The organism is Jiella endophytica, from assembly GCF_004519335.1.
In the GTDB taxonomy this organism is placed as follows: domain Bacteria; phylum Pseudomonadota; class Alphaproteobacteria; order Rhizobiales; family Rhizobiaceae; genus Jiella; species Jiella endophytica.
The window spans coordinates 132,859-154,842 of sequence record NZ_SOZD01000008.1 but is presented as its reverse complement, the minus strand read 5'-3'; the positions used below and the strand labels follow the sequence as shown (position 1 = coordinate 154,842).

General features: G+C 66.1%; 14 protein-coding genes. 13 read left to right on the top strand and 1 reads right to left on the bottom strand.

Annotated features, from left to right (window positions below; translation table 11 throughout):
* Nucleotides 1-371: 371 nt before the first annotated feature.
* The 13 genes from E3C22_RS21440 (at nt 372) to E3C22_RS21375 (ending at nt 19,488) form a co-directional block, all read left to right on the top strand.
* A complete protein-coding gene (locus tag E3C22_RS21440; RefSeq protein ID WP_134763924.1) occupies nt 372-1,595 on the top strand; it encodes a hypothetical protein in 1,224 nt (407 codons plus the stop codon).
* On the top strand, nt 1,592-2,998 hold the full coding sequence (locus tag E3C22_RS21435) for a cytochrome P450 (protein ID WP_134763923.1): 1,407 nt from the start codon (nt 1,592-1,594) through the stop codon (nt 2,996-2,998). The genes E3C22_RS21440 and E3C22_RS21435 overlap by 4 nt, the downstream gene beginning before the upstream one ends.
* A gap of 170 nt (nt 2,999-3,168) precedes the next feature.
* Nucleotides 3,169-4,950 carry a B12-binding domain-containing radical SAM protein gene (locus E3C22_RS21430; RefSeq protein ID WP_134763922.1) on the top strand — a complete coding sequence of 594 codons (1,782 nt, stop codon included), beginning with the start codon at nt 3,169-3,171 and terminating at the stop codon, nt 4,948-4,950.
* Nucleotides 4,951-5,367: 417 nt separating this feature from the next.
* On the top strand, nt 5,368-6,708 hold the full coding sequence (locus E3C22_RS21425) for a dicarboxylate/amino acid:cation symporter (RefSeq protein WP_134763921.1): 1,341 nt from the start codon (nt 5,368-5,370) through the stop codon (nt 6,706-6,708).
* A 301-nt stretch (nt 6,709-7,009) separates the two neighbouring features.
* Entirely contained in the window at nt 7,010-7,663 is a 654-nt protein-coding gene (locus E3C22_RS21420) for a protein-L-isoaspartate O-methyltransferase family protein (RefSeq protein ID WP_134763920.1), read from the top strand.
* Nucleotides 7,664-7,847: 184 nt separating this feature from the next.
* Nucleotides 7,848-9,281, top strand: coding sequence for a TolC family outer membrane protein (locus E3C22_RS21415; RefSeq protein ID WP_280988060.1), 1,434 nt, complete (start codon nt 7,848-7,850; stop codon nt 9,279-9,281).
* A gap of 211 nt (nt 9,282-9,492) precedes the next feature.
* Entirely contained in the window at nt 9,493-10,380 is an 888-nt protein-coding gene (locus E3C22_RS21410; RefSeq protein ID WP_134763919.1) for a DUF2497 domain-containing protein, read from the top strand.
* Between the two features lie 132 nt (nt 10,381-10,512).
* Nucleotides 10,513-13,383, top strand: a complete 2,871-nt coding sequence (locus E3C22_RS21405; RefSeq protein ID WP_134763918.1) for a valine--tRNA ligase — start codon at nt 10,513-10,515, stop codon at nt 13,381-13,383.
* A 392-nt stretch (nt 13,384-13,775) separates the two neighbouring features.
* Nucleotides 13,776-14,516 carry a cytochrome c biogenesis CcdA family protein gene (locus E3C22_RS21395; RefSeq protein ID WP_134763917.1) on the top strand — a complete coding sequence of 247 codons (741 nt, stop codon included), beginning with the start codon at nt 13,776-13,778 and terminating at the stop codon, nt 14,514-14,516.
* A 90-nt stretch (nt 14,517-14,606) separates the two neighbouring features.
* Nucleotides 14,607-16,115 carry a bifunctional UDP-N-acetylglucosamine diphosphorylase/glucosamine-1-phosphate N-acetyltransferase GlmU gene (gene glmU, locus E3C22_RS21390; RefSeq protein ID WP_134763916.1) on the top strand — a complete coding sequence of 503 codons (1,509 nt, stop codon included), beginning with the start codon at nt 14,607-14,609 and terminating at the stop codon, nt 16,113-16,115.
* A gap of 232 nt (nt 16,116-16,347) precedes the next feature.
* The gene (gene glmS, locus E3C22_RS21385) at nt 16,348-18,174 is read left to right on the top strand and encodes a glutamine--fructose-6-phosphate transaminase (isomerizing) (protein WP_134763915.1); all 1,827 of its coding nucleotides are present in this window, start codon (nt 16,348-16,350) and stop codon (nt 18,172-18,174) included.
* A 154-nt stretch (nt 18,175-18,328) separates the two neighbouring features.
* Nucleotides 18,329-19,024 carry a DUF502 domain-containing protein gene (locus E3C22_RS21380; protein WP_134763914.1) on the top strand — a complete coding sequence of 232 codons (696 nt, stop codon included), beginning with the start codon at nt 18,329-18,331 and terminating at the stop codon, nt 19,022-19,024.
* A gap of 101 nt (nt 19,025-19,125) precedes the next feature.
* Entirely contained in the window at nt 19,126-19,488 is a 363-nt protein-coding gene (locus E3C22_RS21375) for a hypothetical protein (RefSeq protein WP_134763913.1), read from the top strand.
* A 170-nt stretch (nt 19,489-19,658) separates the two neighbouring features.
* On the opposite strand, the gene E3C22_RS21370 is transcribed toward E3C22_RS21375, so the two are convergent.
* Nucleotides 19,659-20,606: a glutaminase gene (locus E3C22_RS21370; protein WP_134763912.1), complete on the bottom strand. Its 948-nt coding sequence runs from the start codon at nt 20,604-20,606 to the stop codon at nt 19,659-19,661.
* Between the last annotated feature and the right edge of the window lie 1,378 nt (nt 20,607-21,984).

Sequence of the window (21,984 nt, the reverse complement as noted above, 5' to 3'; positions counted from 1 at the left end):
GGCGCCTCGCCCTCAACGTCGCCAGACTGCATCCCGACAAGACCCCCATGCGACGAAAACTCCTCAAGGCCGGATGGGACGAAAGCTTCTTCTTCGATCTCATTCGCCATATGCGATAGACCTGCCCCTTGAGGGGGAGATGCCGGCAGGCAGAGGGGGGCGCGACAGCAGCCAACCTGTCCGAACGCCGGCGCCGCACCCCGACCTGGGTTGCCACCCTCAAGGGCGGAGATCGAAGCGTCAGCGACGGCGCTTGCCTTCAGGCGATCGCCCTGACCGGCGGCGGGCGCCCTTGATTGTCGGCCCCGCGCCGTCGTAGTCACGCGCGACCGGCGGGCATCGGCCGGACGGTCGAAACGGACGGAATTGCGATGACCGATGCGAGGCAGACGGACGAGGCAACGCAAGCCGCCGACTTCCGCCGCCACGTCTTCTACATCCACGGTTTCGACCCGCGCGGCGCCTCGATCTATCACGGCCATTTCCGGTCCGGGCTCAAAGCCGCCTCGGCCCGCTGGCAGCGGCGGATCGAGATTGCGGAAGCCGAGCCCGAGGCAATCGAAGCGGCCGCCTGGACCGTTTCGGCGAAGATCGGTGCCGAGGGGCCGAGCGTCACAGCACGCTACGAAATGCTCCTGTGGACGGATATCGTCGGGCGCTACTGGTTCCCGCGCCGGCAGATCCGGCTCGCGGGCGAATCCTTCCGCTTTGCCTGGACTTGCTGGCGCCGCGGCATCCTCGGCCGCTTCTACCGGCCGGCCTGGGCGCTGTTCGTGGCGATCCTGATGACGCCGGCGCTGGTGCTTCTCGCGCTCGCCTTCGGCATCGCCGCCCTTGCGGCGACGCTCGCCGGTGTGTCGACTGCCGCCACCTCGCTGGGCGCTCCCGGGTGGCTGGCCACAGGCGCGGCGGTCGTCGCAGCCGGCGCCGTCCTCGCCCTCTGCATCTTCGGATGGAGCCGCCTGAAGGCCTGGCTGAACGTCTGGTGGGTGACGCGTTTTCTCGGCTATCTCCGCGGCACGGCCGACGGCCGGTTCGATCGCGACGAGGGCCGCGCCGAAGCCTTCGCCGAACGGATATTCGAGGTCTGGCAGCGGCGCGAGGTCGACGAGATCCTGGTCGTCGGCCACAGCCTCGGCGCCATCCATCTGGTGCGGGCGGGCGCGCGGCTGCTTCGCCGGCTGCCGGACGATGCAGCCTCCGGCGCGCCGAACATCGTGCTCCTCACCCTCGGCCACACGGTGCCGCTCTATACGCTGCTCGGCGGCGACGAGGGTTTTCGTAGCGATCTCGCCGACATCGCCACGAGCGACCGCCTGCGCCTTCTCGACGTCACCTCCGGCTCCGACCCCGGTTCGAGCTGCCGCATCCCTCTTATCGAGGGGATCGATCTTTCCGGCAGGCCCTCGCGGGTCGTCAGTCGCGAGCCGGACTTCCATGACATCCTCGAGCCCGATACCTTCCGGCATATCCGGCTGCGGCCACTCGACTTTCATTTCCAGTATCTCAAACCCTCCGAGCGCGGCCACGGCTTCGACTATTTCGAACTGGTGACCCGGCCGCGACCCATCGAAACGAGCGTCGCAAGACCATGACCACCGACTTCCGCCCGGCTCTGCCCAAGGCCCAGGACGATCATCCCGAGACGCCGCTGGAGCGCATCCGCGGCCATCTGAAATCGAGCCTCGGCCTGTTTTTGAAGGGCAGCTACGGCTTCATCGGGGTCAGCCGCCACCGCATCCCGTCGCTGCCGACGATGAAGAAGCGCGAACTCTTCAATGTCCGCGATCCGGAGGTGATCCGGGACATTCTGATCAAGCGCTACAGGGAGTTTCCGAAGGGCGAACTGATGGAGCGGATGATGCGCAAGCTCTCCGGCTATTCCATCTTCGTCTCCAACGGCGAAGCCTGGGAGCGCCACCGGCGGATCGTCGACCAGGCCTTCAGCAATGCCGGCGTCAGGAACGTTTTCACGCTGATGCGCGACGCCTCCGACGCCAGCATCGCGCGCCTGGCTTTGCAGGCCGACACTGGCAAGGAAGTCGCGATCGATGCGGAGATGACGCATTTTGCCGGCGACGTGATCTTCCGGACGATCTTTTCCGAGCCGATGTCGGCCGAAGACGCCAACCGGATCTTCTCGGCCTTCGACGAGTTCCAGGCGATCGCCTTCGCGCAGGGGATGATCGGCCTCGTCGGCGTGCCGATCCACTGGCTGTGGTCGAACCGGCGGGCCCGCAGGATGGCGAAGGAGATCCGCAACGTTCTCAACGGCCCGCTGCAGCGCCGGCTGAAGGCGGTCAAGCAGGGCCGCGCGGTGCCGACCAACGACATTCTGTCGGTGCTGATGACGGCCGAAGACCCGGTGACCCAGACGAAGTTCGAGGGCGAGGAACTGCTCGACCAGATCGCCATGCTCTTCCTTGCCGGCCACGAGACGTCGGCCGCCGGCATCGCCTGGGGTCTCTACTGCCTCGCCAACCGGCCGGACGTGCAGGCGGAGATGCGCGAGGAGGCGCGGACGGTGCTCGCCGACCGGCAGCCGGAATTTTCCGACATGAAGCGGCTGGAGCGCACCCGCGACATCTTCCGGGAAGTCCTGCGGCTCTATCCGCCGATCGCCTATCTGTCCCGCGACACCCAGAAGCCGGAACGCCTCGGCGACCAGGACGTGCCCTGCGGATCGCCGGTGGTGGTGCCGATCTGGCTGATGCACCGGCACACGAGTTACTGGCAGAACCCCAACGACTTCGATCCCGACCGCTTCACCTCACCCGAGACGCGCGAGGCGCAGCGCTGCGCCTATATGCCGTTCTCCATGGGGGCGCGGGTCTGCGTCGGTGCGTCGTTTGCCCTGCAGGAAGCGACGCTCGTGCTGGCGGAGATCGTCCGCCGCTTCGAGGTCCGGCCGGTTCCGGGCCACGAGCCGCAGCCGGTCTCGCGTCTGACCGTGCGTTCCGAGAACGGCATCCGGCTGTTCGTCAGCAAGGCTGACTAGATCGTCGCCTTCCTCGCAATATCGATGCATGAGAAACCGTTGGATCGCGTGGATATTGCGCGAGAGTCTTTTTGCGCTCCCTTGCGGAATATCCATAAATCCAACATGATCTTCGCAGATGCAAAAGATCATCGCGTCGATTTTTGGCTTGAACCCTTGGGGGAGGATGAATGGCCGGCGGAGCAAAATTCCATATCGTTTTCGTAAAGCCGACCCATTACGACGACGAGGGCTATCCGCTGCAGTGGCGGCGCTCCACCATCCCGGCCAATTCGCTCGCCTGCCTGAACGGTATCGCGCAGGACTGCATCTCGCGAAAGGTCCTCGGCGACACCGACATGGTGATCCACACGATCGACGAGACGAATACGCGCGTTAAGCCGAAGAAGCTGATCGAGATGATGACTGCGGACGGGGGCAGGGGCATGCTCGCCCTCGTCGGCGTCCAGTCGAACCAGTTCCCGCGCGCCGTCGATCTTGCCCGACCGTTTCTCGCGGCGGGCATTCCGGTCTGCCTCGGCGGCTTCCACGTCGCCGGCTCCCTCGCCATGCTCGACGGAACGCCGCCCGAGATCGAAGACGCTGGCCGCATGGGCATCAGCTTCTTCGTCGGCGAGGCGGAGGGCGGGCGCTTCGATCAGGTGCTGCGCGACGGCTTCGCGGGCAAGCTGCAGCCCTTCTACCGTCACGATGCCGACCTGCCGGGCCTTGAAGGCGCCGAGATTCCCTTTCTCGACCGGGCGCAGGTGGAAAAGACCTTCGGCCTTTATTCGAGCTTCGACATCGGCCGCGGCTGCCCCTTCCAGTGCACCTTCTGCACCATCATCAACGTCCAGGGGCGGGTCAGCCGCTTCCGCTCGGCCGACGATCTGGAAAAGATCGTCCGCGCCAACTGGGCGATCGGCGTCGACCTGTTCTTCGTCACCGACGACAATCTTGCCCGCAACCGCAACTGGGAGGCCTTTTTCGACCGGCTGATCCAGCTTCGCGAGACGCAAGGCATCAAGATCCGCATGCAGATCCAGGTGGACACTCGCTGCCACAAGATCCCAGGCTTCATCGATAAGGCGGTGCGCGCCGGCGTCGACCAGGTCTTCGTCGGGATGGAGAACATCAATCCCGACAACCTCATCGCGGTGAAGAAGAACCAGAACAAGATCATCGAATATCGCGAGATGTTCCTCGAGTGGAAAAAGCGCTCGGTGATGATCACCGTCGGCTACATCATCGGCTTTCCAAACGATACGCGGGAATCGATCCTGCACGACGTCGACGTGATCAAGCGGGAACTGCCGATCGATCTCATCTACTTCACCAACCTGACGCCGCTACCGGGAAGCGAGGATCACCAGACGCTCGCCAGGAAGGGCGTCTGGATGGACCCCGACCTCAACAAATACGACCTCAACCATCGCGTCACCCATCACGAGAAGATGCCCGACGCCGAATGGGACAAGGTCTATGAGGAGGTCTGGGGCCGCTTCTATTCCTGGGATCACATCGCGACGATCATGAAGCGGATGCGGGCGACCGGATCGGTCCGCAAGATGATGCTGCTCTTCCGCATCCTTGGATACCGCAACTACCACATGATCTACGGGGTCCACCCGCTCGAAGGCGGCTATCTGCGCGTCAAGTCGCGGCGCGACAGGCGCCACGGCATGAAGCTCGAAAACCCGCTGATCTTCTATCCGCGCTATGCCTACTCCGAGGCGCGGGCGATCGTCCTGATGTTCCGGGACTATGTGCGGATGAAGCGGATGGCCGACCGGATCTGGGCCGATCCCGAGGCGGAAAGCTATCGCGACCTCGCCATCACCCCGCCGGATGCCGACGAACTCAACCTGGCTCTCTATTCAGAGACGCGTGGCACGTCGGCGGAAATCGCTCGCATGCGTCGCCAGGAGGCCCTGATCCGCGAGGCGCGGGTGAAGAAGGAAAAGGCGGCCTGACGAGCGCAGTTCCCGTTGGACATCGAACCGTCGCGGCAGATTAACGCGTCGGCTGTCCAGCTGGCAGTTCACCTGCATCAAAGCCCTGCATTTCGGCCGACGGAGCGTGGCGCCATCGCAGCCCATGGCTTCGCCTGATCGTCAGTCAGCGCGATCTCTGCTTTCTCGCCGCTCTTCTTGCGCCGACGCTGCGGCTGCCTGTGGATAGTCTCGCAGATCGTAAAGAGAGTTGACGCCTAATCAAAAGCCTAGCACGATAGCTCAATCGAAATGCATGCCTTTCGTTTGTGCAGCGAGGCAACTCTTCGCGCTCGTCTCTGACGTGGATGGGTTCTTTCTTCCGAGGCGTCGACGTCTCGTTGCGATTTTCTGAGCCCGGCGGACGGCCGGCAAGCTCGTCGCGGAAAGGAATCCCGCATGTCTCTCACCATGAAGATTTTGATCGGAATGCTCGCCGGCGTCGTCGTCGGCGCGGCGATCAACACGGCCGACGTGGCCTTCCTGAACGAATACGTCGTCGGCGGTTTCTTCGCCATGATCGGCACGATGTTCGTCAACGCCCTGAAGCTCCTGGTCGTGCCGCTGGTGTTCTTCTCGCTGATCTGCGGCGTCGCCGGCATCGGCGACATCCGCCTGCTCGGCCGGGTCGGCGGCAAGTCCTTCGGCCTCTACATCTTCACCACGGCGGTGGCGATCGGCGTTGCCATCCTGCTCGCCCAACTCGTGGGTCCTGGGCAGGGCTTCGACATGCAGGGCGTCGAGGCCGGCGGCATCTCCGCCAAGGAGGCGCCCTCGGTCTGGGAGGTCTTCGCGAACATCGTTCCGACCAATCCGATCCAGGCCTTCGCCTCGGGCGAGATGCTGCAGATCATCTTCTACACGGTGCTGCTCGGCGTCGCCGTGGTGATGCTGGGCGACCAGTCGGCGCCGTTCATCCGCGCCTGCGAATACATGAACGAGGTGATGATGAAGATCGTCTCCATCGTCATGGCCGCCGCCCCTTACGGCGTCTTCTGCCTGATCGCCAAGACCTTCGCCGAACAGGGCATCGACCTGTTCGTGCCGGTGATGGCCTATGTCGGCACGCTGGTCGGGGCGCTGTTCCTGCATCTCTTCGTCACGCTGATGATCCTCCTGAAGCTTCTGTCGGGGCTCAACCCCTTCACCTTCATGCGGAAGATGCGGCCGGCCCAGATCTTCGCCTTCTCGACGGCGAGCTCCAACGCCACCATCCCTGTCACCCTGCAATGCGTGACCGAGCGCATCGGCGTGAAGAACTCCGTCGCCTCCTTCACGATCCCCTTCGGGGCGACGATCAACATGGACGGCACGGCGATCATGCAGGGCGTCGCCACCGTCTTCCTTGCCAATGTCTACGGCATCGAGCTCGGCATCACCGGCTATCTGACGGTGATCGCCATGGCCGTTCTCGCCTCGATCGGCACCGCCGGCGTGCCGGGCGTCGGCCTGGTGATGCTGACCATGGTGCTCAACCAGGTCGGCCTGCCGATCGAGGGCATCGCGCTGATCCTCGGCGTCGACCGGCTGATGGACATGATCCGCACGGCGGTGAACATCACCGGCGACGCGGTGGTCTCGACCATCGTCGCCAAGATGGAGGGCGAGTTCGACCAGGCGGTCTTCGACGATCCGAATGCCGGGATCGAGACCGACCACGATCTCGACATCGACCACGCGGCCGAGGAGCGGCTCGCCGGCGAGGCGCGGCGCCATCCGCGCCCGCAGCCGGCGACCTGAGCGTCCGCCAGGCCGGAATTTTTGGACTGATGCATTCAGGGCGGCCGGCGACGGCCGCCCCGTTTCGTTGCGTCCGGCAGCCGGCCGGCGGGCTCGGGGAACATCGGGGCAGGCGCGTGCTTGCGCCTCCGGAGCCTCGCGACTATGGAACACTGGCGCTTTGGCATCGGCGCAGGCGCTCTTGCCGATTCTCTCGGCGGGCCTGCTTCGCCCGATGCCGAAGGAGCCTTTCATGCGTGCGCCCGGTCGCGCGCAGGGCGCCCGGATGGCGCGGCGGTTTGACAGAAACAGGAAGTCGGCGATGGAATTCGAGGCGGCCCGCATCAAGATGGTCGACAACCAGATCCGGACGACGGATGTCACCAGTCACGAGATCCTGAGGGCCTTCCTGCAGGTTCCGCGGGAGGAATTCCTCCCCGCCTCGCGCCGTCCGCTCGCCTATGTCGACGACGACATTCCGCTCGGCGACGGGCGCTACGTGATGGAGCCGTCGCCGCTCGCCAAGCTCCTGCAGCTCGCCGCCATCGACAAGGACGACGTGGTCCTCGATGTCGGCTGCAACACCGGCTACTCCTCGGCCATCATGTCGTATCTCGCGAGCTCGGTCGTGGCGCTGGAGGAAGATCCGGCCCTCGCCGCGGCAGCGACCGACAATCTCGCCCGGCTCGACTACGTGACCTGCGCCGTCGTCGAGAACGCGCTTCTCGAGGGCTGCCGGGCCGAAGCTCCCTACGACGTGATCATCTTCCAGGGCTCGGTGGAGGTCCTCCCGGACACCTTCTTCGACCAGATGAAGCGGGGCGGCCGGATGGTCGTCGTGCGCGGCATCGGCAACGCCGCCGAGGCGATGCTGTATGTCAAGGACGAGGATGGCGTCGTCTCCGAACGCTTCGCTTTCAACTGCTCCGTAAAGCCGCTGCCGAGCTTCCGCCGCAAGCCCGAGTTCGTTTTCTAAGCTGCCGCGAGGTTCCGTTGCAGATTTGCCCCGGTCGCCGGAAAACCGGCGGCCTCTCGGCAATATTAGACTGCTTCGTTCATTTAATCAGTTATTAGCTTCGGGCAGGCGGTTTGGCGCCGGAGTTGTCGCTCAGCGACCCCGCGCAAAGACCGGATTGCGATGCAGCCCGGAGTATCGATTGGTGCTGAAGACCTTCTCCCTCCTCGCCCTGTTGTCCGGCTCCGTTTGCCTCGGTGCCCTTTCGCCGGTGAACGCGGAGACCCTCGCCGGGGCCCTCGCGAAGACCTATGCGAACAATCAGGATCTGAATGCGGCCCGCGCCCAGCTGCGGGCGACCGACGAAGCCGTGCCGCAGGCCAAGGCCGGCCTGCGCCCGCAGGTCAACGGTGTCGGCACCCTGAGCGCGAGCCGGAGCCGTACGACGTCCGGCGACGGCATTTCGCCGGCCAACGCAGAGGCTCTTTCGTCGAGTTTCGGCATTCAGATCAACCAGACGATCTTCGACGGCTTCCAGACCCCGAACAACATCCGCTCGGCCAAGGCACAGATCCAGGCCGCGCAGTACAACCTGTCGAACACCGAGCAGAACACCCTGCTCGACGCCGCGACGGCCTATATGAACGTCATCCGCGATCGGCAGATCGCCGATCTGAGGCGGCAGAATCTCGGCTTCCTCAACGAGCAGGTCCGGGCCGCCCGCGCCCGCTTCGACGTCGGCGAAGGCACTCGCACCGATGTCGCTCAGGCCGAATCGGAACAGGCGCTCGCCACGGCGACGCTCAACAGCGCCCTGTCCAGCGTCGCCTCGAGCGAGGCGACCTATTTTCAGGTCATCGGCGACGCGCCGAGGAATCTCTCGCCGGCCAGCGCCCCGATGAGCCTGCTGCCGCGTTCCGTCGCGTCTGCCTATGCGCTGTCCCAGCGCCAGCATCCGGCGATCCTCGCGACGCTCTCCGCGGTCGACGCCGCGGCCTATCAGGTGAAGTCGGCTGAGGGCGCGCTGCTGCCGCAGGTCTCCCTCTCGGGCGAGGTGTCGAACACCTATTCGCTGAGCGATACCGGCGGCGGCAATCTGCCGGGTGTGAACACCACTGCCGGTATCCCGGACGTCATCACCCAGAACGAAGTCTCCGGGACCGTCGCCGCGCAGATCACCATCCCGATCTATCAGGGCGGTGCGGCGAGCTCGCTGGTTCGCCAGTACAAGGAGACCCTCGGCCAGCGGCGGATCGAGGTGGACGGCACCCGCGATCAGGTCCGGGCCGCGGTCGCCACCGCCTGGGCCGAGCTGCAGGCGGCGAGAGCCAACATCACCGGCTTCGAGGCGCAGGTGCGGGCGGCGCGGCTCGCCCTCGACGGCGTCATCGAGGAGCGCAATGTCGGCCAGCGCACGACGCTCGATGTGCTCGATTCCCAGGCGGACCTGATCTCCGCGCAGATCCTGCTGGTCGGCTCACGGCGCGACGAGGTGGTGGCCGCCTATTCGCTGCTCTCCTCCGTCGGCCTCCTGTCGCAGAAGTCGCTGAAGCTCGCGGCGACGAATTACGATCCGAATGACCATTACATTGCGGTCGAGGACAAGTGGTACGGCCTGCGCACGCCCGACGGTCGCTGAGCGCTCGGCCAAAGCGAGGGCTGGTCGCGATCGACGCGGCCGGCCGGCATTGCGCACGCATGGCGTCCCCCTGGTGCCGATCGGGGAATTAATCTGGTGAAACCGCGGCTTCCGGGCCCATCGGGATTCACCTCGCTGGCCGTTCGGCATAGGCTTCGCGCATGATTCGGGCGTTACGAACGGAACGTCGCCAAATTTGCGGGAGCCATTCATGAGCAACGCGCTGCCGGCCCGAGACCAGTCGATGGACGAAATCCTCGCCTCGATCCGCCGGATCATCGAGACCGGAGACGAACGCCTGGCGCGCAACGCCTCGGCCATCGATGCGGCGGCGCGCGCCGCCGTCGAGCCTGCCGCGACGCGTGCGAAGGCTGCCGGCGGGACGCGTGCGACGGCCGTCGGCGCGGCCCAGCCGATGCCCGAAATGGCCAGCCAGGCCGACGAGATCGCCCGGGCGCGGCTGCGTGCCGAATCGCTGGCGGCGGGCGGCGAGCCCCTCGGCGAAGACGCTTCCGAATATCCCGCGGCCGACACCGCGCGGGTTTCCGCCAATGCGCCGCGCTCGATCCGTCGCCCGGCGCCGGGCCATGTCGGCGATTTGCCGGAATGGCCGCAGGCGATCGCCGCCAACGACCGCTATGTCGAGGTGGCGGCGGAGATGTTCGTCGACGAATTCGACGAGGCCGGCTTTGCCGAGGAACTGCTGAACGGCGCGATCGCCGCCGAGGAGCCGGCCGAGGCCGTGTCGGAAGCGGCCGAGCTCGCCGAGCCTGACGCTGGCGAGGGCGGCACCGACTTTGCCGCCGACCGCACGCGCCTTGCGAGTTTCCACCCGGCGGCGTCCGTCTCCGAGCCTCTCGACGACGGCATGAAATTCGCCCATGCGCTGATATCGCGCGAGGCGGGCGAGCGAGTCGCGGCGTCCTTCTCGGAGCTTGCCGCGGCGATCCGCGACGACCATCTGCGCGATTCCGACGCGATCGTTCGCGAGGTGATGCGGCCGATGCTGCAGGAGTGGCTGGACGAGAACCTGCCGCGTCTCGTCGAGCAGCTGGTGCGCGAGGAGATCGAGCGCATCGCCCGCGGCGGCAGCCGCTGACCCGATAATCTGCCGAGATCAGGATCCCGCGCGGGGCGGGCACCGGAGGGTGCCGCGCCCCGCTTCGCGTTGACAGGCGCAAGAGCAAGTGGGTAACCGGAAGGCAACGCGATTTCGCTTTCTGGACAATTCATGATCGACAAGACCTATGACGCGGCTGCCATCGAGCCGCGGATCGCCGCCCGATGGGAGGACGCGAACGCCTTTGCGGCCGGCGCCGGGGCGAAGGAGGGCGCCGAGCCCTATTCGATCGTCATTCCGCCGCCCAACGTCACCGGCTCGCTACATATGGGCCACGCGCTCAACAACACGCTGCAGGACATCCTGATCCGCACCCAGCGCATGCGCGGGCGCAACGTCCTCTGGCAGCCGGGCCTCGACCACGCCGGCATCGCCACGCAGATGGTGGTGGAGCGGCAGATGGCCGCATCGGGCGAGAACGTCACCCGCCGCGAGCTCGGCCGCGAAGGCTTCATCGAGCGGGTCTGGCAGTGGAAGGCGGAGTCCGGCGGCACGATCCTCGGCCAGCTGAGGCGCCTCGGCGCCTCTTGCGACTGGTCCAGAGAGCGCTTCACCATGGACGAGGGCCTGTCCAAGGCCGTTCGCCACGTCTTCGTCGAACTCTACCGCAAGGGCCTGATCTACAAGGACAAGCGGCTCGTCAACTGGGATCCGAAATTCGAGACCGCGATCTCCGACCTCGAGGTCGAGAACCGCGAGATCGACGGCCATATGTGGCACTTCAAATACCCGCTGGCCGGCGGCGAGACCTATGACTATGTCGAGAAGGACGACGACGGGAACGAGATCCTGCGCGAGACGCGGGACTACATCTCCATCGCCACGACCCGGCCGGAGACGATGCTCGGCGACGGCGCCGTCGCCGTCCATCCGGAGGACGAGCGCTACGCACCGATCGTCGGCAAGCTTTGCGAGATCCCCGTCGGCCCGAAAGAGCACCGCCGGCTGATCCCGATCATCACCGACGAATATCCGGACAGGAATTTCGGCTCCGGCGCGGTGAAGATCACCGGCGCCCACGACTTCAACGATTACCAGGTCGCGCGGCGGAACGACATTCCCTGCTACCGGCTGATGGACGAGAAAGGGGCAATGCGCGCCGACGGCGACGCCTATGCCGAGGCGGCCGGCCGGGCCGCCGAGATCGTCCGTTCCGGCGAGACGCCGGAGGCCTCCTTCGTCGACGAGATCAACCTCGTCCCCGACAGCTTCCGCGGCCTCGATCGCTTCGCCGCCCGCGAGAAGGTCGTCGCCGAGATCGATGCCGAAGGGCTGATGATCATGGTCGAGGACAAGAAGATCATGCAGCCCTTCGGCGACCGTTCCGGCGTCGTCGTCGAGCCGATGCTGACCGACCAGTGGTTCGCCGACGCCAAGACGCTGGCCGAGCCGGCGATCGCCGCGGTTCGCGAGGGGCGGACGAAGTTCGTGCCAGAGAACTGGTCGAAGACCTACTACCAGTGGATGGAGAACATCGAGCCCTGGTGCATCTCGCGCCAGCTCTGGTGGGGCCACCGGATCCCGGCCTGGTACGGGCCGGACGGCTCGATCTTCGTCGAGAAGAGCGAGGAAGAGGCCGTCGCTGCCGCACTCGCCCATTACGTGACCAACGGAACGATCACCGACGAGGACGCCCGCGCGATGGCGGCCGATCCGGAGCGCCGCGAGAGCTTCCTCGCGCGCGACGAGGATGTCCTCGACACCTGGTTCTCCTCGGCGCTCTGGCCGTTCTCGACGCTCGGCTGGCCGGACGAGACGAAGGAGCTCTCGACCTATTATCCGACCTCGGCCCTCGTCACCGGCTTCGACATCATCTTCTTCTGGGTCGCTCGGATGATGATGATGGGGCTCGAATTCATGGAGCGCGAGCCCTTCGAGACGGTCTATGTCCACGCTTTGGTGCGCGACAAGACCGGCGCGAAGATGTCGAAGTCGAAGGGCAACGTCATCGATCCGCTCGACCTGATCGACGAGTTCGGCGCCGACGCTTTGCGCTTCACCCTCGCCATCATGGCGGCGCAGGGCCGCGACGTGAAGCTCGATCCGCAGCGCATCGCCGGCTACCGCAACTTCGGCACCAAGCTGTGGAATGCCACGCGCTTTGCCGAGATGAACGGCGCCGTCCACGGCGCCGCGCTCAGCCCTCAGAGCCTGACCCAGCCGCTCAACCGCTGGATCGTCACGGAGCTGTCGCGCACCATCGCCGAGGCCGACGAGGCGCTGGCAGGTTATCGCTTCAACGATGCGGCGAGCACCATCTACCGCTTCGTCTGGAACCTCTTCTGCGACTGGTATCTTGAGCTTTCCAAGCCGACCTTGTCCGGCGAGGACCAGGACGCCGCGAGCGAAGTCCGCCATGTGACCGGCTTCGTCCTCGACCAGGTCTTCGCGCTGCTCCACCCGTTCATGCCCTTCATCACCGAGGAGCTGTGGCAGGTGACGGGAGGCGAGACGAGTCGCGAAAAGCTGCTCTGCCACACCGCCTGGCCGTCGGTCGACTTCGCCGATCCGGAGGCGGCCAGCGACATCAACTGGCTGGTGGCGCTGGTCTCGGAGATCCGCTCGATCCGCGCCGAGATGAACGTGCCGCCCGGCGCCGAGGCGGCGCTCGTCGCGATCGATCCGGACGGCGAGACGGCAGACCGGCTGAAACGCCACGACCTGCAGCTGCGCCGGCTGGCGCGTCTTGCCGGCGTCACCACGGCCGTGAGCGCGCCGGCCCAGTCGGCTCAGGTGATCGTCGCCGGCGCGAGCTTCGCCCTGCCGCTCGCCGGCATGATCGACGTCGAGGCGGAGCGGGCGCGGCTTTCCAAGGCAAAGAAGAAGGCCGAGGACGAGATCGCCCGGATCGACAAGAAGCTCTCCAACGAGCGCTTCGTCGCCAATGCGCCGGAAGAGATCGTCGAGCAGGAGCGCGAGAAGCGCGAGGGGTACCGGCTCGAGGCCGAGAAGCTGGCGGCTGCGTTGGCGAGCCTGGGGTGAGTAACAGCCGGCCTCCCTCGACGAAGATGGTTTCGATGAATGGGATTGGTCGGGGCGAGGCGCCACTCCTCGAGCTCTGTCCGAAGCTGGCGAACGGCATTGTCTTGGAAGCGCGGCACCCCCCTCTGCCCTTCGGGCATCTCCCCCTCAAGGGGGGAGATCGTCTGGCGCCAGTTTCGAGGCCCGGCGGGTCCGGTTTACGCGTTTGCCGTGAAAGGACCGAATCGGCGCGGTGATCGATGAAGGCATGATCTCCCCCCTTGAGGGGGAGATGCCCGGCAGGGCAGAGGGGGGTACTGAGGCGATCGTCGTCGTATCACCCGCAGGATCGGCGAGGCGTCTGGCCGCAAAGCTTCCGTCGCGGGGGCGCCACCGAAAGAAGGGCATCAGTCTTGGGAGCAGATCTATCCTATCCGACGGCGGTTCTGGCAGGGGCGCTGTCGTTCCTGTCGCCCTGCGTGTTGCCGCTGGTGCCACCCTATCTCTGCTACATGGCGGGGGTCTCGGCGGATGACCTGAAGACCGGCCCGGCGGTCGCCTCGACGGGCTATGCGCGGCTCATCGGCTCGGCGGTGATCTTCGTTCTCGGCTTTGCCACCGTCTTCGTCGCGCTCGGCGCGGGGGCGAGTTCGATCGGGCTGTTCCTCAGGCAGAATCTCGACTGGCTCGGCATCGTCGCCGGCGTCGCCATCATCGTCATGGGGCTGAACTTCCTCGGCGTCTTCCGCCTGTCATTCCTGTCCCGCGAAGCGCGGCTGCAGGCGCCGGACAAACCGCGCAGCCTTCTTGGCGCCTATCTCATGGGTCTCGCCTTCGCCTTCGGCTGGACACCCTGCATCGGGCCGGTGCTGGGCGCCATTCTGGGGCTTGCAGGAACCAGCAGCACGGTCGGCGAGGGCGCTGTCATGCTCGCCTTCTATTCCGCCGGCCTCGGCATTCCCTTCATCCTGGCGGCCGCGTTCTCAGGCGTCTTCCTGCGCTGGCTAGGCAGCTTTCGACGCCATCTCGGCATGGTCGAAAAGGCGATGGGTGGCCTGCTCGTCGTCACCGGCGTGTTGTTCCTGACTGGTGGCATGCAGTCGATGTCGTTCTGGCTGCTCGAGACCTTTCCGGCGCTCCAGTCGATCGGCTGACCGCAAAAAGCCGGCTCCGGTCGCGTTTTGGCCGGATTTCGTGCTACGGCGCGAGCAGGTAACCCACCCAGAGTTTTTCAGAGGCTTTCCATGGCAAGACGCTGCCTGTCGATCATCCTGGCCGCGGGCGAGGGCACGCGGATGAAGTCCGCCCGCGTCAAGGTGCTGCACGAGGTGGCGGGGCTCGCCATGGTCCGCCATGTCGTCGCCGCGGCAGGCAAGGCGGGCTCGGACCGGATCGCCGTCGTTTCCGGCCGCGACAGCGACGCGGTCGTCGCGGCGGTGCGCAAGGACCGGGACGATGCCGAACATTTCGTCCAGGACGAGCGGCTCGGCACCGCCCATGCCGTGCTGGCGGCGCGCCCGGCGATCGAGGCCGGCACCGATGACATCCTGGTCCTCTTCGCCGACACGCCGCTGATCCGGCCCGAGACCCTCGCCAGGGCGCGGGCCTCGCTGATCGCCGGCACCGACATCTGCGTCATCGGCTTTCGCCCGAAGAATCCCGCCGGCTACGGCCGGCTGCTCGAGCGCGACGGCGAACTCCTGGCGATCCGCGAGGACAAGGACGCCAGCGATTCCGAGCGCGCCATCGATTTCTGCAATGCCGGCGTGATGGCGCTGTCCGGCGAAAGGGCGCTGGCGATCCTCGACGCCATCGGCAATGCCAACGCCAAGGGCGAATACTATCTCACCGACGCCGTCGAGATCGCCCGGCGCGAGGGGCTGAAGGTCCGCGCCATCGAGGCGGAAGCCTTCGAGGTGGCCGGCGTCAACAACCGCGCCGAATTGTCCGCCGTCGAGGCGACGTGGCAGGAACGGCGCCGCCGCCACGCGATGATCGAGGAGGGCGCAACGCTGATCGCCCCCGAGACGGTGACCTTCTCCCACGACACGGTGCTCGCCCGCGACGTCACCGTCGAGCCGAATGTCGTCTTCGGCCCAGGCGTCAGCGTCGGCGAAGGCGCGGTGATCCATGCCTTCTCCCATTTGTCGGGCGCGCGCGTCGCGCCGGGCGTCTCGGTCGGTCCCTTCGCCCGGCTGCGCGAGGGATCGGACCTCCAGGCCGGGTCGAAGGTCGGCAATTTCTGCGAGATCAAGAACGCGACGCTCTTCGAAGGCGCCAAGGTCAATCACCTCAGCTATATCGGCGACGCCGAGATCGGCGCGCGGACGAATGTCGGTGCCGGCACGATCACCTGCAACTACGACGGCGCGCTGAAGCACCGCACCGTGGTCGGCGCCGATGCCTTCATTGGCTCGGACACCTCGCTGATCGCCCCGGTCAGCGTCGGCGACAACGCCTATATCGGCACCGGCAGCGTCATCACCGAGGACGTCCCGGCCGGCGCGCTGGCGATCGCCCGCGAGAGGCAGGTGAACAAAGACGGGCGGGGGCTTCAGATCGCCGAGCGCAACCGCGCCGCCAAGGCGGCGAAGGACGGCGGCAAGCCGGTGAAGACAGCGGCTGCCTCGGGCAAGCCTTCCGCCGCCGCGGGCAAGTCGTCCGCCGGTGCGGCGAAAGCCGGCACCAAGCCGGCGGCGAAACCTGCCGCAGCCGCGGGAAAACCCGGTGCGGGCGCTAAAAGACAATCGTAACGTTAAGTCATCAATCGTTATTCTGCCCCGCTCCGGACATGCGATAAAGCGGAGCGCCGGGCCGTCGCCGCGCCAATGTCGCCATTCGGCGCGGCACGGCGTGCGGTCGTCGCCGCGGCGGGCCGATGCCAGAAGTCGGCGGGGGCCCGCGAAACATGAAATGCGGGCGCATGTCCGAAAGCTCTTCGACGGCTTTCCGGGCGATGCGGGCTCCAGCGCGAGGATCGAGAGAATGTGCGGTATCATCGGGATCATCAGCCGCGAGCCTGTGGCAGGCCGGCTGATCGACGCGCTGAAGCGGCTGGAATATCGCGGCTATGACTCGGCCGGTGTCGCGACGCTGGAAAACGGCCGGCTGACCCGCCGACGGGCCGAGGGCAAGCTGTCGAACCTTGCCAAGCTCGTCGAGACACAGCCGCTGGAGGGGACCATCGGCATCGGCCATACGCGCTGGGCGACCCATGGCGTTCCGAACGTCACCAACGCCCATCCCCATGCGACCAAGCGTCTGGCCGTCGTCCACAACGGCATCATTGAGAACTACCGCGAACTCCGCGCCGAGCTCGAGGCGGACGGCGCCCGCTTCGAAACCCAGACCGATACCGAGACCGTCGCCCATCTCGTCACCCGCGAACTCGACCGGGGCGCCTCGCCGAAGGACGCCGTCGAGGCCTCGCTGAAGCGCCTCGAAGGGGCCTTCTCGCTGGCCTTCGTCTTCGACGGCGACGAGGAACTCCTGATCGGCGCGCGGCGTGGCAGCCCGCTCGCCGTCGGCGAAGGCGAGGGCGAGATGTTCCTCGGCTCCGACGGCATCGCCCTTTCGCCCTTCACCGATTCGATCCGCTATCTGGAGGAGGGCGACTTCGCCGTCCTCGAACACGGGCGGATCACCATCTATGACGAGCACGGCGCCGAGGTGACGCGGCCGATCAAGCGCTCCGGCGGCAAGAGTTTCTATGTCGACAAGGGCAATTACCGCCACTTCATGCAGAAGGAGATCTATGAGCAGCCGGAGGTTCTCTCCCACACGCTCTCCTCCTTCGTCGACATGACCACCGGGGCGACGCGGCTGCCGAAGGGCCAGGCGATCGATTTCTCCAAGGTGCGGCGCATCGCGCTGTCCGCCTGCGGCACCGGCTTCTATGCCGCATTGGTGGGGCGCTATTATTTCGAGCGCTACGCCCGCATCCCCTGCGATCTCGATGTCGCGTCGGAATTCCGCTACCGCGAGAGCCCGCTTTCCGACGTCGATCTGGCGCTCTTCGTCTCGCAGTCCGGCGAGACTGCCGACACGCTCGCCTCGCTGCGCTACGCGAAAGCCGAAGGCCTGAAGACCGCGGCGATCGTCAATGTCGTGGAATCGACCATTGCCCGCGAGGCGGACCTCGTCTTCCCGACGCTCGCCGGGCCGGAAATCGGCGTCGCCTCCACCAAAGCCTTCACCTGCCAGCTGATGGCGCTGGCGGCACTGGCGATCCGCGCCGGCGTCGACCGGGGCGTCATCTCGGGCGACGAAGAGACCGAGTTCACCCGCATCCTCGCCGAGGCGCCGCGGCTCGCCAATGAGGCGATCCGGCTGGAAGGCGCCATCGAGGCGCTGGCCCGCAAGATGGCGACGCGTCGCCACGCGCTGTTCCTCGGCCGCGGTTTCTCCTATCCGCTGGCGCTCGAAGGCGCGCTGAAGCTGAAGGAGATCAGCTATATCCACGCCGAGGGCTATGCCGCCGGCGAGCTCAAGCACGGGCCGATCGCGCTGATCGACGAGACCATGCCGGTGGTGGTGGTGGCGCCGCACGACCGCAGTTTCGAAAAGACCGCCTCGAACGTTCAGGAGGTCGCGGCGCGGGGCGGCGAGATCATCCTCTTCACCGACGTGAAGGGCGCTTCCAGCGGCATCGTCGACGGCGCCGAGATCATCGCCGTGCCGGAGATGCCGGAAATCCTGACGCCGATCGTCTACGCCGTGCCGCTGCAGCTTCTCGCCTATCACACGGCGATCCAGATGGGCACCGACGTCGACCAGCCGCGCAATCTCGCCAAGTCGGTGACTGTCGAGTAGGCGTCATCGACGTCGCGCTATGCTGCGATTGCGAATGAAGCCTTGCTTTCGCCCCGGCGCGGAACGATGCTTCCCTTCGACGATTTTCTCTCCGGTCAAATCGCCGCGTTCGGCCGGCGCCCGGTTCGCGATGGCCGAAAGGTGACCTTCGATCATGATGCGGCTCAGAAACTACTTCCTGACGGGCTTCATCGTCTGCGCGCCGCTGGCGATCACCGCCTGGATCACCTGGTCCTTCATGGGCTGGGTCGATTCATGGGTGAAGCCCTATATTCCGGCGCGCTACTGGCCGGATTCCTATCTGCCTTTCGCGATCCCCGGCTTCGGCCTCGTCGTCGCCTTGATCCTGATCACGCTGATCGGCTTCCTGACCGCCAACATCATCGGCCGCACCATCATCGGCTGGGGCGAGCGGCTCCTCTCCCGCACGCCGCTGGTGCGCACGGTCTATACGGCGCTGAAGCAGATCTTCGAGACGGTGCTCGCCGACCGCTCGGCCTCCTTCAAGACAGCGGCGCTGATGGAATATCCGCGCAAGGGCGTCTGGTGCGTCGTGCTCGTCGCCACGGACGCCCGCGGCGAGGTGGCGCGGGTCCTTGCCGACCAGTCCGACGAGATGACCGCGGTGTTCCTGCCGCCGACGCCCAACCCGACCTCGGGCTTCCTGCTCTATGTGCCGCGGCAGGACCTGCGCATTCTCGACATGAGCATCGAGAACGCCCTGAAGCTGGTCGTCTCCTCTGGCCTGGTGACGCCGGACGATCCGGCCGCCCGGATCTCGATCGACGAGGCCGCGAAGATCATCGCCGCCCGCCAGGGCCGCGAACGCGAGACCGAACCGGCGGCGTGACAAGCGGTCATCTTGCCCGGGCTGCCACGGTCGCACTTCGAGCTTCCCAGAAAATTCAGTTCCTGATTTAGTTCGTCTCGCAAACCACCGAGAGGTGAGCGATGACGTTTCCGACGAATACAGAGAGCGATGGTCCACACTTTCGCTTTCTGACCAGACGTGACCAACGCTTCTTTCCACCATACCGGCAGAGCGCCACGGAAAAGGAGCAGATCAAGGCTCTGGCGAGCTTTCTGAACCTCATTGGCGTCGGGTTTATCACGGTCGGAGTCATCGCACCCGCAATCGGGATCCTGCGAGAGATCATCACCGGCGAGGGGCTCGATCTCGACCGATCACAGATGCTTCAGATCGCATCTCTTTTGGCGGCAAGCGCTGCTGGTGGTATGCTGTTCCGCGTCGCCTCTCATCGTGCATTCATTGCTCTACAGGACAATCTCAACGAGGTTGGAGATGTTTCCTGAAGTCCTATTTGCCGCTTCTCTTCCCATCATCGCCCGGTTGATAGCTCTCGGTTATGTGGAGCTGAAAATCCGGCGCGCGAAGAAGCCGATACTTCAGCGGGATCGCGATATGATTTACAGCGGATCATCGTCTGGGCGGCGCCACGCCCACGCGGCCGAGTAGCTGCCTGTCAGCTGGTCTCGGCCGCTGATCCACCAAATATCGACCAGCCCATGCGGGCCGTCAGCCTTTCCAGCGCGATGCGGCCGAGATGCGAATTGCCGGCGGCGTCGAGCCCCGGCGCCCAGACCGCAACGCTCGCCTTGCCGGGCACGATGGCGAGGATCGCGCCGCCGACGCCGCTCTTGCCCGGCAGGCCGACCCGGTAGGCGAATTCGCCCGAGCCGTCATAGTGTCCGCAGGTGAGCATGACGGCGTTGATGCGCCGCGCCCGCTCGGCCGTCACCACCGAATGGCCGGTCGCCGGGTTCCTGCCCTGATGGGCGAGGAAGCTGCCGGACCGCGCCAGCTGGCGGGCCGTCATGGCGATGGCACAGTGGTGGAAATAGACGCCGAGGACAAATTCGACCGGATTGTCGACGACCCCGAAGCCTTTCATGAAGTTGGCGAGCGCCCGGTTGTTGTAGCCGGTGCGCTCCTCCGAGGCGGCGACCGCCTTGTCGATGAAGACGCTGTCGTCGTTCGACAGGAACTGCAGGAAGCGCAGGATCTCGCCCAGCGCTTCGCGCGGCTGGTGGCCGGAGAGGATCATGTCGGTGACGGCGATCGCGCCGGCATTGATGAAGGGATTGCGCGGGATGCCGCGCTCCTGCTCGAGCTGGACAATGGAGTTGAACCGGCTGCCGGACGGCTCGCGCCCGACCCGGTTCCACAAGCGGTCGCCGGCAAGACCTAAGGCCAGCGTCAGGGTGAAGACCTTCGAGACGCTCTGGATCGAGAAGAAGGTCTCGCAGTCGCCGCCCTCGACGACGGAGCCGTCGGCGAGCGCGACGGCGATGGCAAACTGGTTCGGATCGACGCGGCCGAGTTCGGGGATGTAGGTCGCGACCTGCCCGCGGTCGGGCCGCGCGGCCATTTCGGCCGCGATCTCGGCGACGACGTCGGAAAGCTGGGGCATGGCGGTGTCCCTTCGGGTCGTTTCGGGCGTCGCGCTTGCGGTCGTTCCGTCCGGCGAGGGTGCCGCCGCGCCGACCCCCCCCTCTGCCCTGCCGGGCATCTCCCCCGCAAGGGGGGAGATCGTCCGAGCGTTGCGGCTGCGGCCAATCCCGGCATTTCAAGCTTCCTGAATGACGGGATGCCCGGAAGTTCGTGGTCCGTCAAATCCGCCTGATCTCCCCCCTTGCGGGGGAGATGCCGCCCTTCGACAGGCTCAGGAGGCCGAGGGGGATGCCTCGGCGCAACGGCCGCCGTGTTTCTCTCCCTCCTGCCATCCCGTCCGCCCGAGATGTCGCCCCGCGCCAAAACCTCCGGCGGCGCGGCGCGGCCCGGTTTTCGCCCATGCGATGCACCCCTCTCCGTAAGGAGCCGGGTCTTTTCCGCCCGACAGGCGGACAGCGGAACGCCGGAGGCAGGCCCTCCGATAGTCTGGTATTCTACGGCCCGCCTCCGGCGTTCCGCGCGGCGTCTTTTCGGGGTCTTCTCGGCTCACCCACCCTGTCCTGTGCTTTGGCCTTGTGAGCCAAAGCGCCGACCTCGGGCCGGCAACACCGGCTGCTGGCTCTTCGCCCGCCGCACCTTTTCAGCACGGCGACCTCAAGCGGACCGATCCGCACCCGCGCCGTATTACGCGAGGGCCCTTCGACAGGCTCAGGAGCGGAGCCTCGAACCCGTCCGGGATGCGAACACCCTCCGGAAGGGGTCGCACCGCGGACACCGCCCGCCCTCCCGAACGATCCCGGCGATCGTCCGTGTCCCTCGGGATGGCGGTGCGGCGATTGTGTACGGGGTGGGAGGTGGCGGGGATATCTTTTCCCCGGCTCCGCTGACGGTACGAGGCGAAAGGCCTGTTCTTCCAGCGGTTGTGCCGCAAGCGACCGCACAGAACGAAGCGCCGCAATCCCCGCTTCGTCATCCTCGGCCTTGTGCCGGGGATCTACTGCGGGCGACGCGATGGATCGGCGACGGCGACGGACCGCCGATGAGGCTATGACGGCTTTCGTCGGCAGAACCGACCGATGGAGATTTTCCTCGGCCGAGCCGACGGACCATGGCTCGACGCCGAAAACGCCTTTCCGCCGCCGGATCGGATAGGGCCACCCGCAGTAGATCCTCGGCACAAGGCCGAGGATGACGACGCGTTTGGCATGATCGCTGCTGCGTTGCCTGACAGGGCGAAGCACACCCGCATCGTCATTCTCGGGCCCCGTCCCGAGAATCTAGGGGCGGATTCCGCAGCCTCGGCAGGTCGTCCCTTTTTCCGACTAATCACAGCGGTGGAGTGCCATGCGATCGCTGGATTCTCGGGACGGGGCCCGAGAATGACGAGGCACTGATGC

Coding starts and splice junctions, on each gene's coding strand:
- E3C22_RS21440 (WP_134763924.1), top strand. CDS start 372: ATGACCGATGCGAGGCAGACGGACGAGGCAACGCAAGCCGCCGACTTC.
- E3C22_RS21435 (WP_134763923.1), top strand. CDS start 1,592: ATGACCACCGACTTCCGCCCGGCTCTGCCCAAGGCCCAGGACGATCAT.
- E3C22_RS21430 (WP_134763922.1), top strand. CDS start 3,169: ATGGCCGGCGGAGCAAAATTCCATATCGTTTTCGTAAAGCCGACCCAT.
- E3C22_RS21425 (WP_134763921.1), top strand. CDS start 5,368: ATGTCTCTCACCATGAAGATTTTGATCGGAATGCTCGCCGGCGTCGTC.
- E3C22_RS21420 (WP_134763920.1), top strand. CDS start 7,010: ATGGAATTCGAGGCGGCCCGCATCAAGATGGTCGACAACCAGATCCGG.
- E3C22_RS21410 (WP_134763919.1), top strand. CDS start 9,493: ATGAGCAACGCGCTGCCGGCCCGAGACCAGTCGATGGACGAAATCCTC.
- E3C22_RS21405 (WP_134763918.1), top strand. CDS start 10,513: ATGATCGACAAGACCTATGACGCGGCTGCCATCGAGCCGCGGATCGCC.
- glmU (WP_134763916.1), top strand. CDS start 14,607: ATGGCAAGACGCTGCCTGTCGATCATCCTGGCCGCGGGCGAGGGCACG.
- glmS (WP_134763915.1), top strand. CDS start 16,348: ATGTGCGGTATCATCGGGATCATCAGCCGCGAGCCTGTGGCAGGCCGG.
- E3C22_RS21380 (WP_134763914.1), top strand. CDS start 18,329: ATGATGCGGCTCAGAAACTACTTCCTGACGGGCTTCATCGTCTGCGCG.
- E3C22_RS21375 (WP_134763913.1), top strand. CDS start 19,126: ATGACGTTTCCGACGAATACAGAGAGCGATGGTCCACACTTTCGCTTT.
- E3C22_RS21370 (WP_134763912.1), bottom strand. CDS start 20,606: ATGCCCCAGCTTTCCGACGTCGTCGCCGAGATCGCGGCCGAAATGGCC.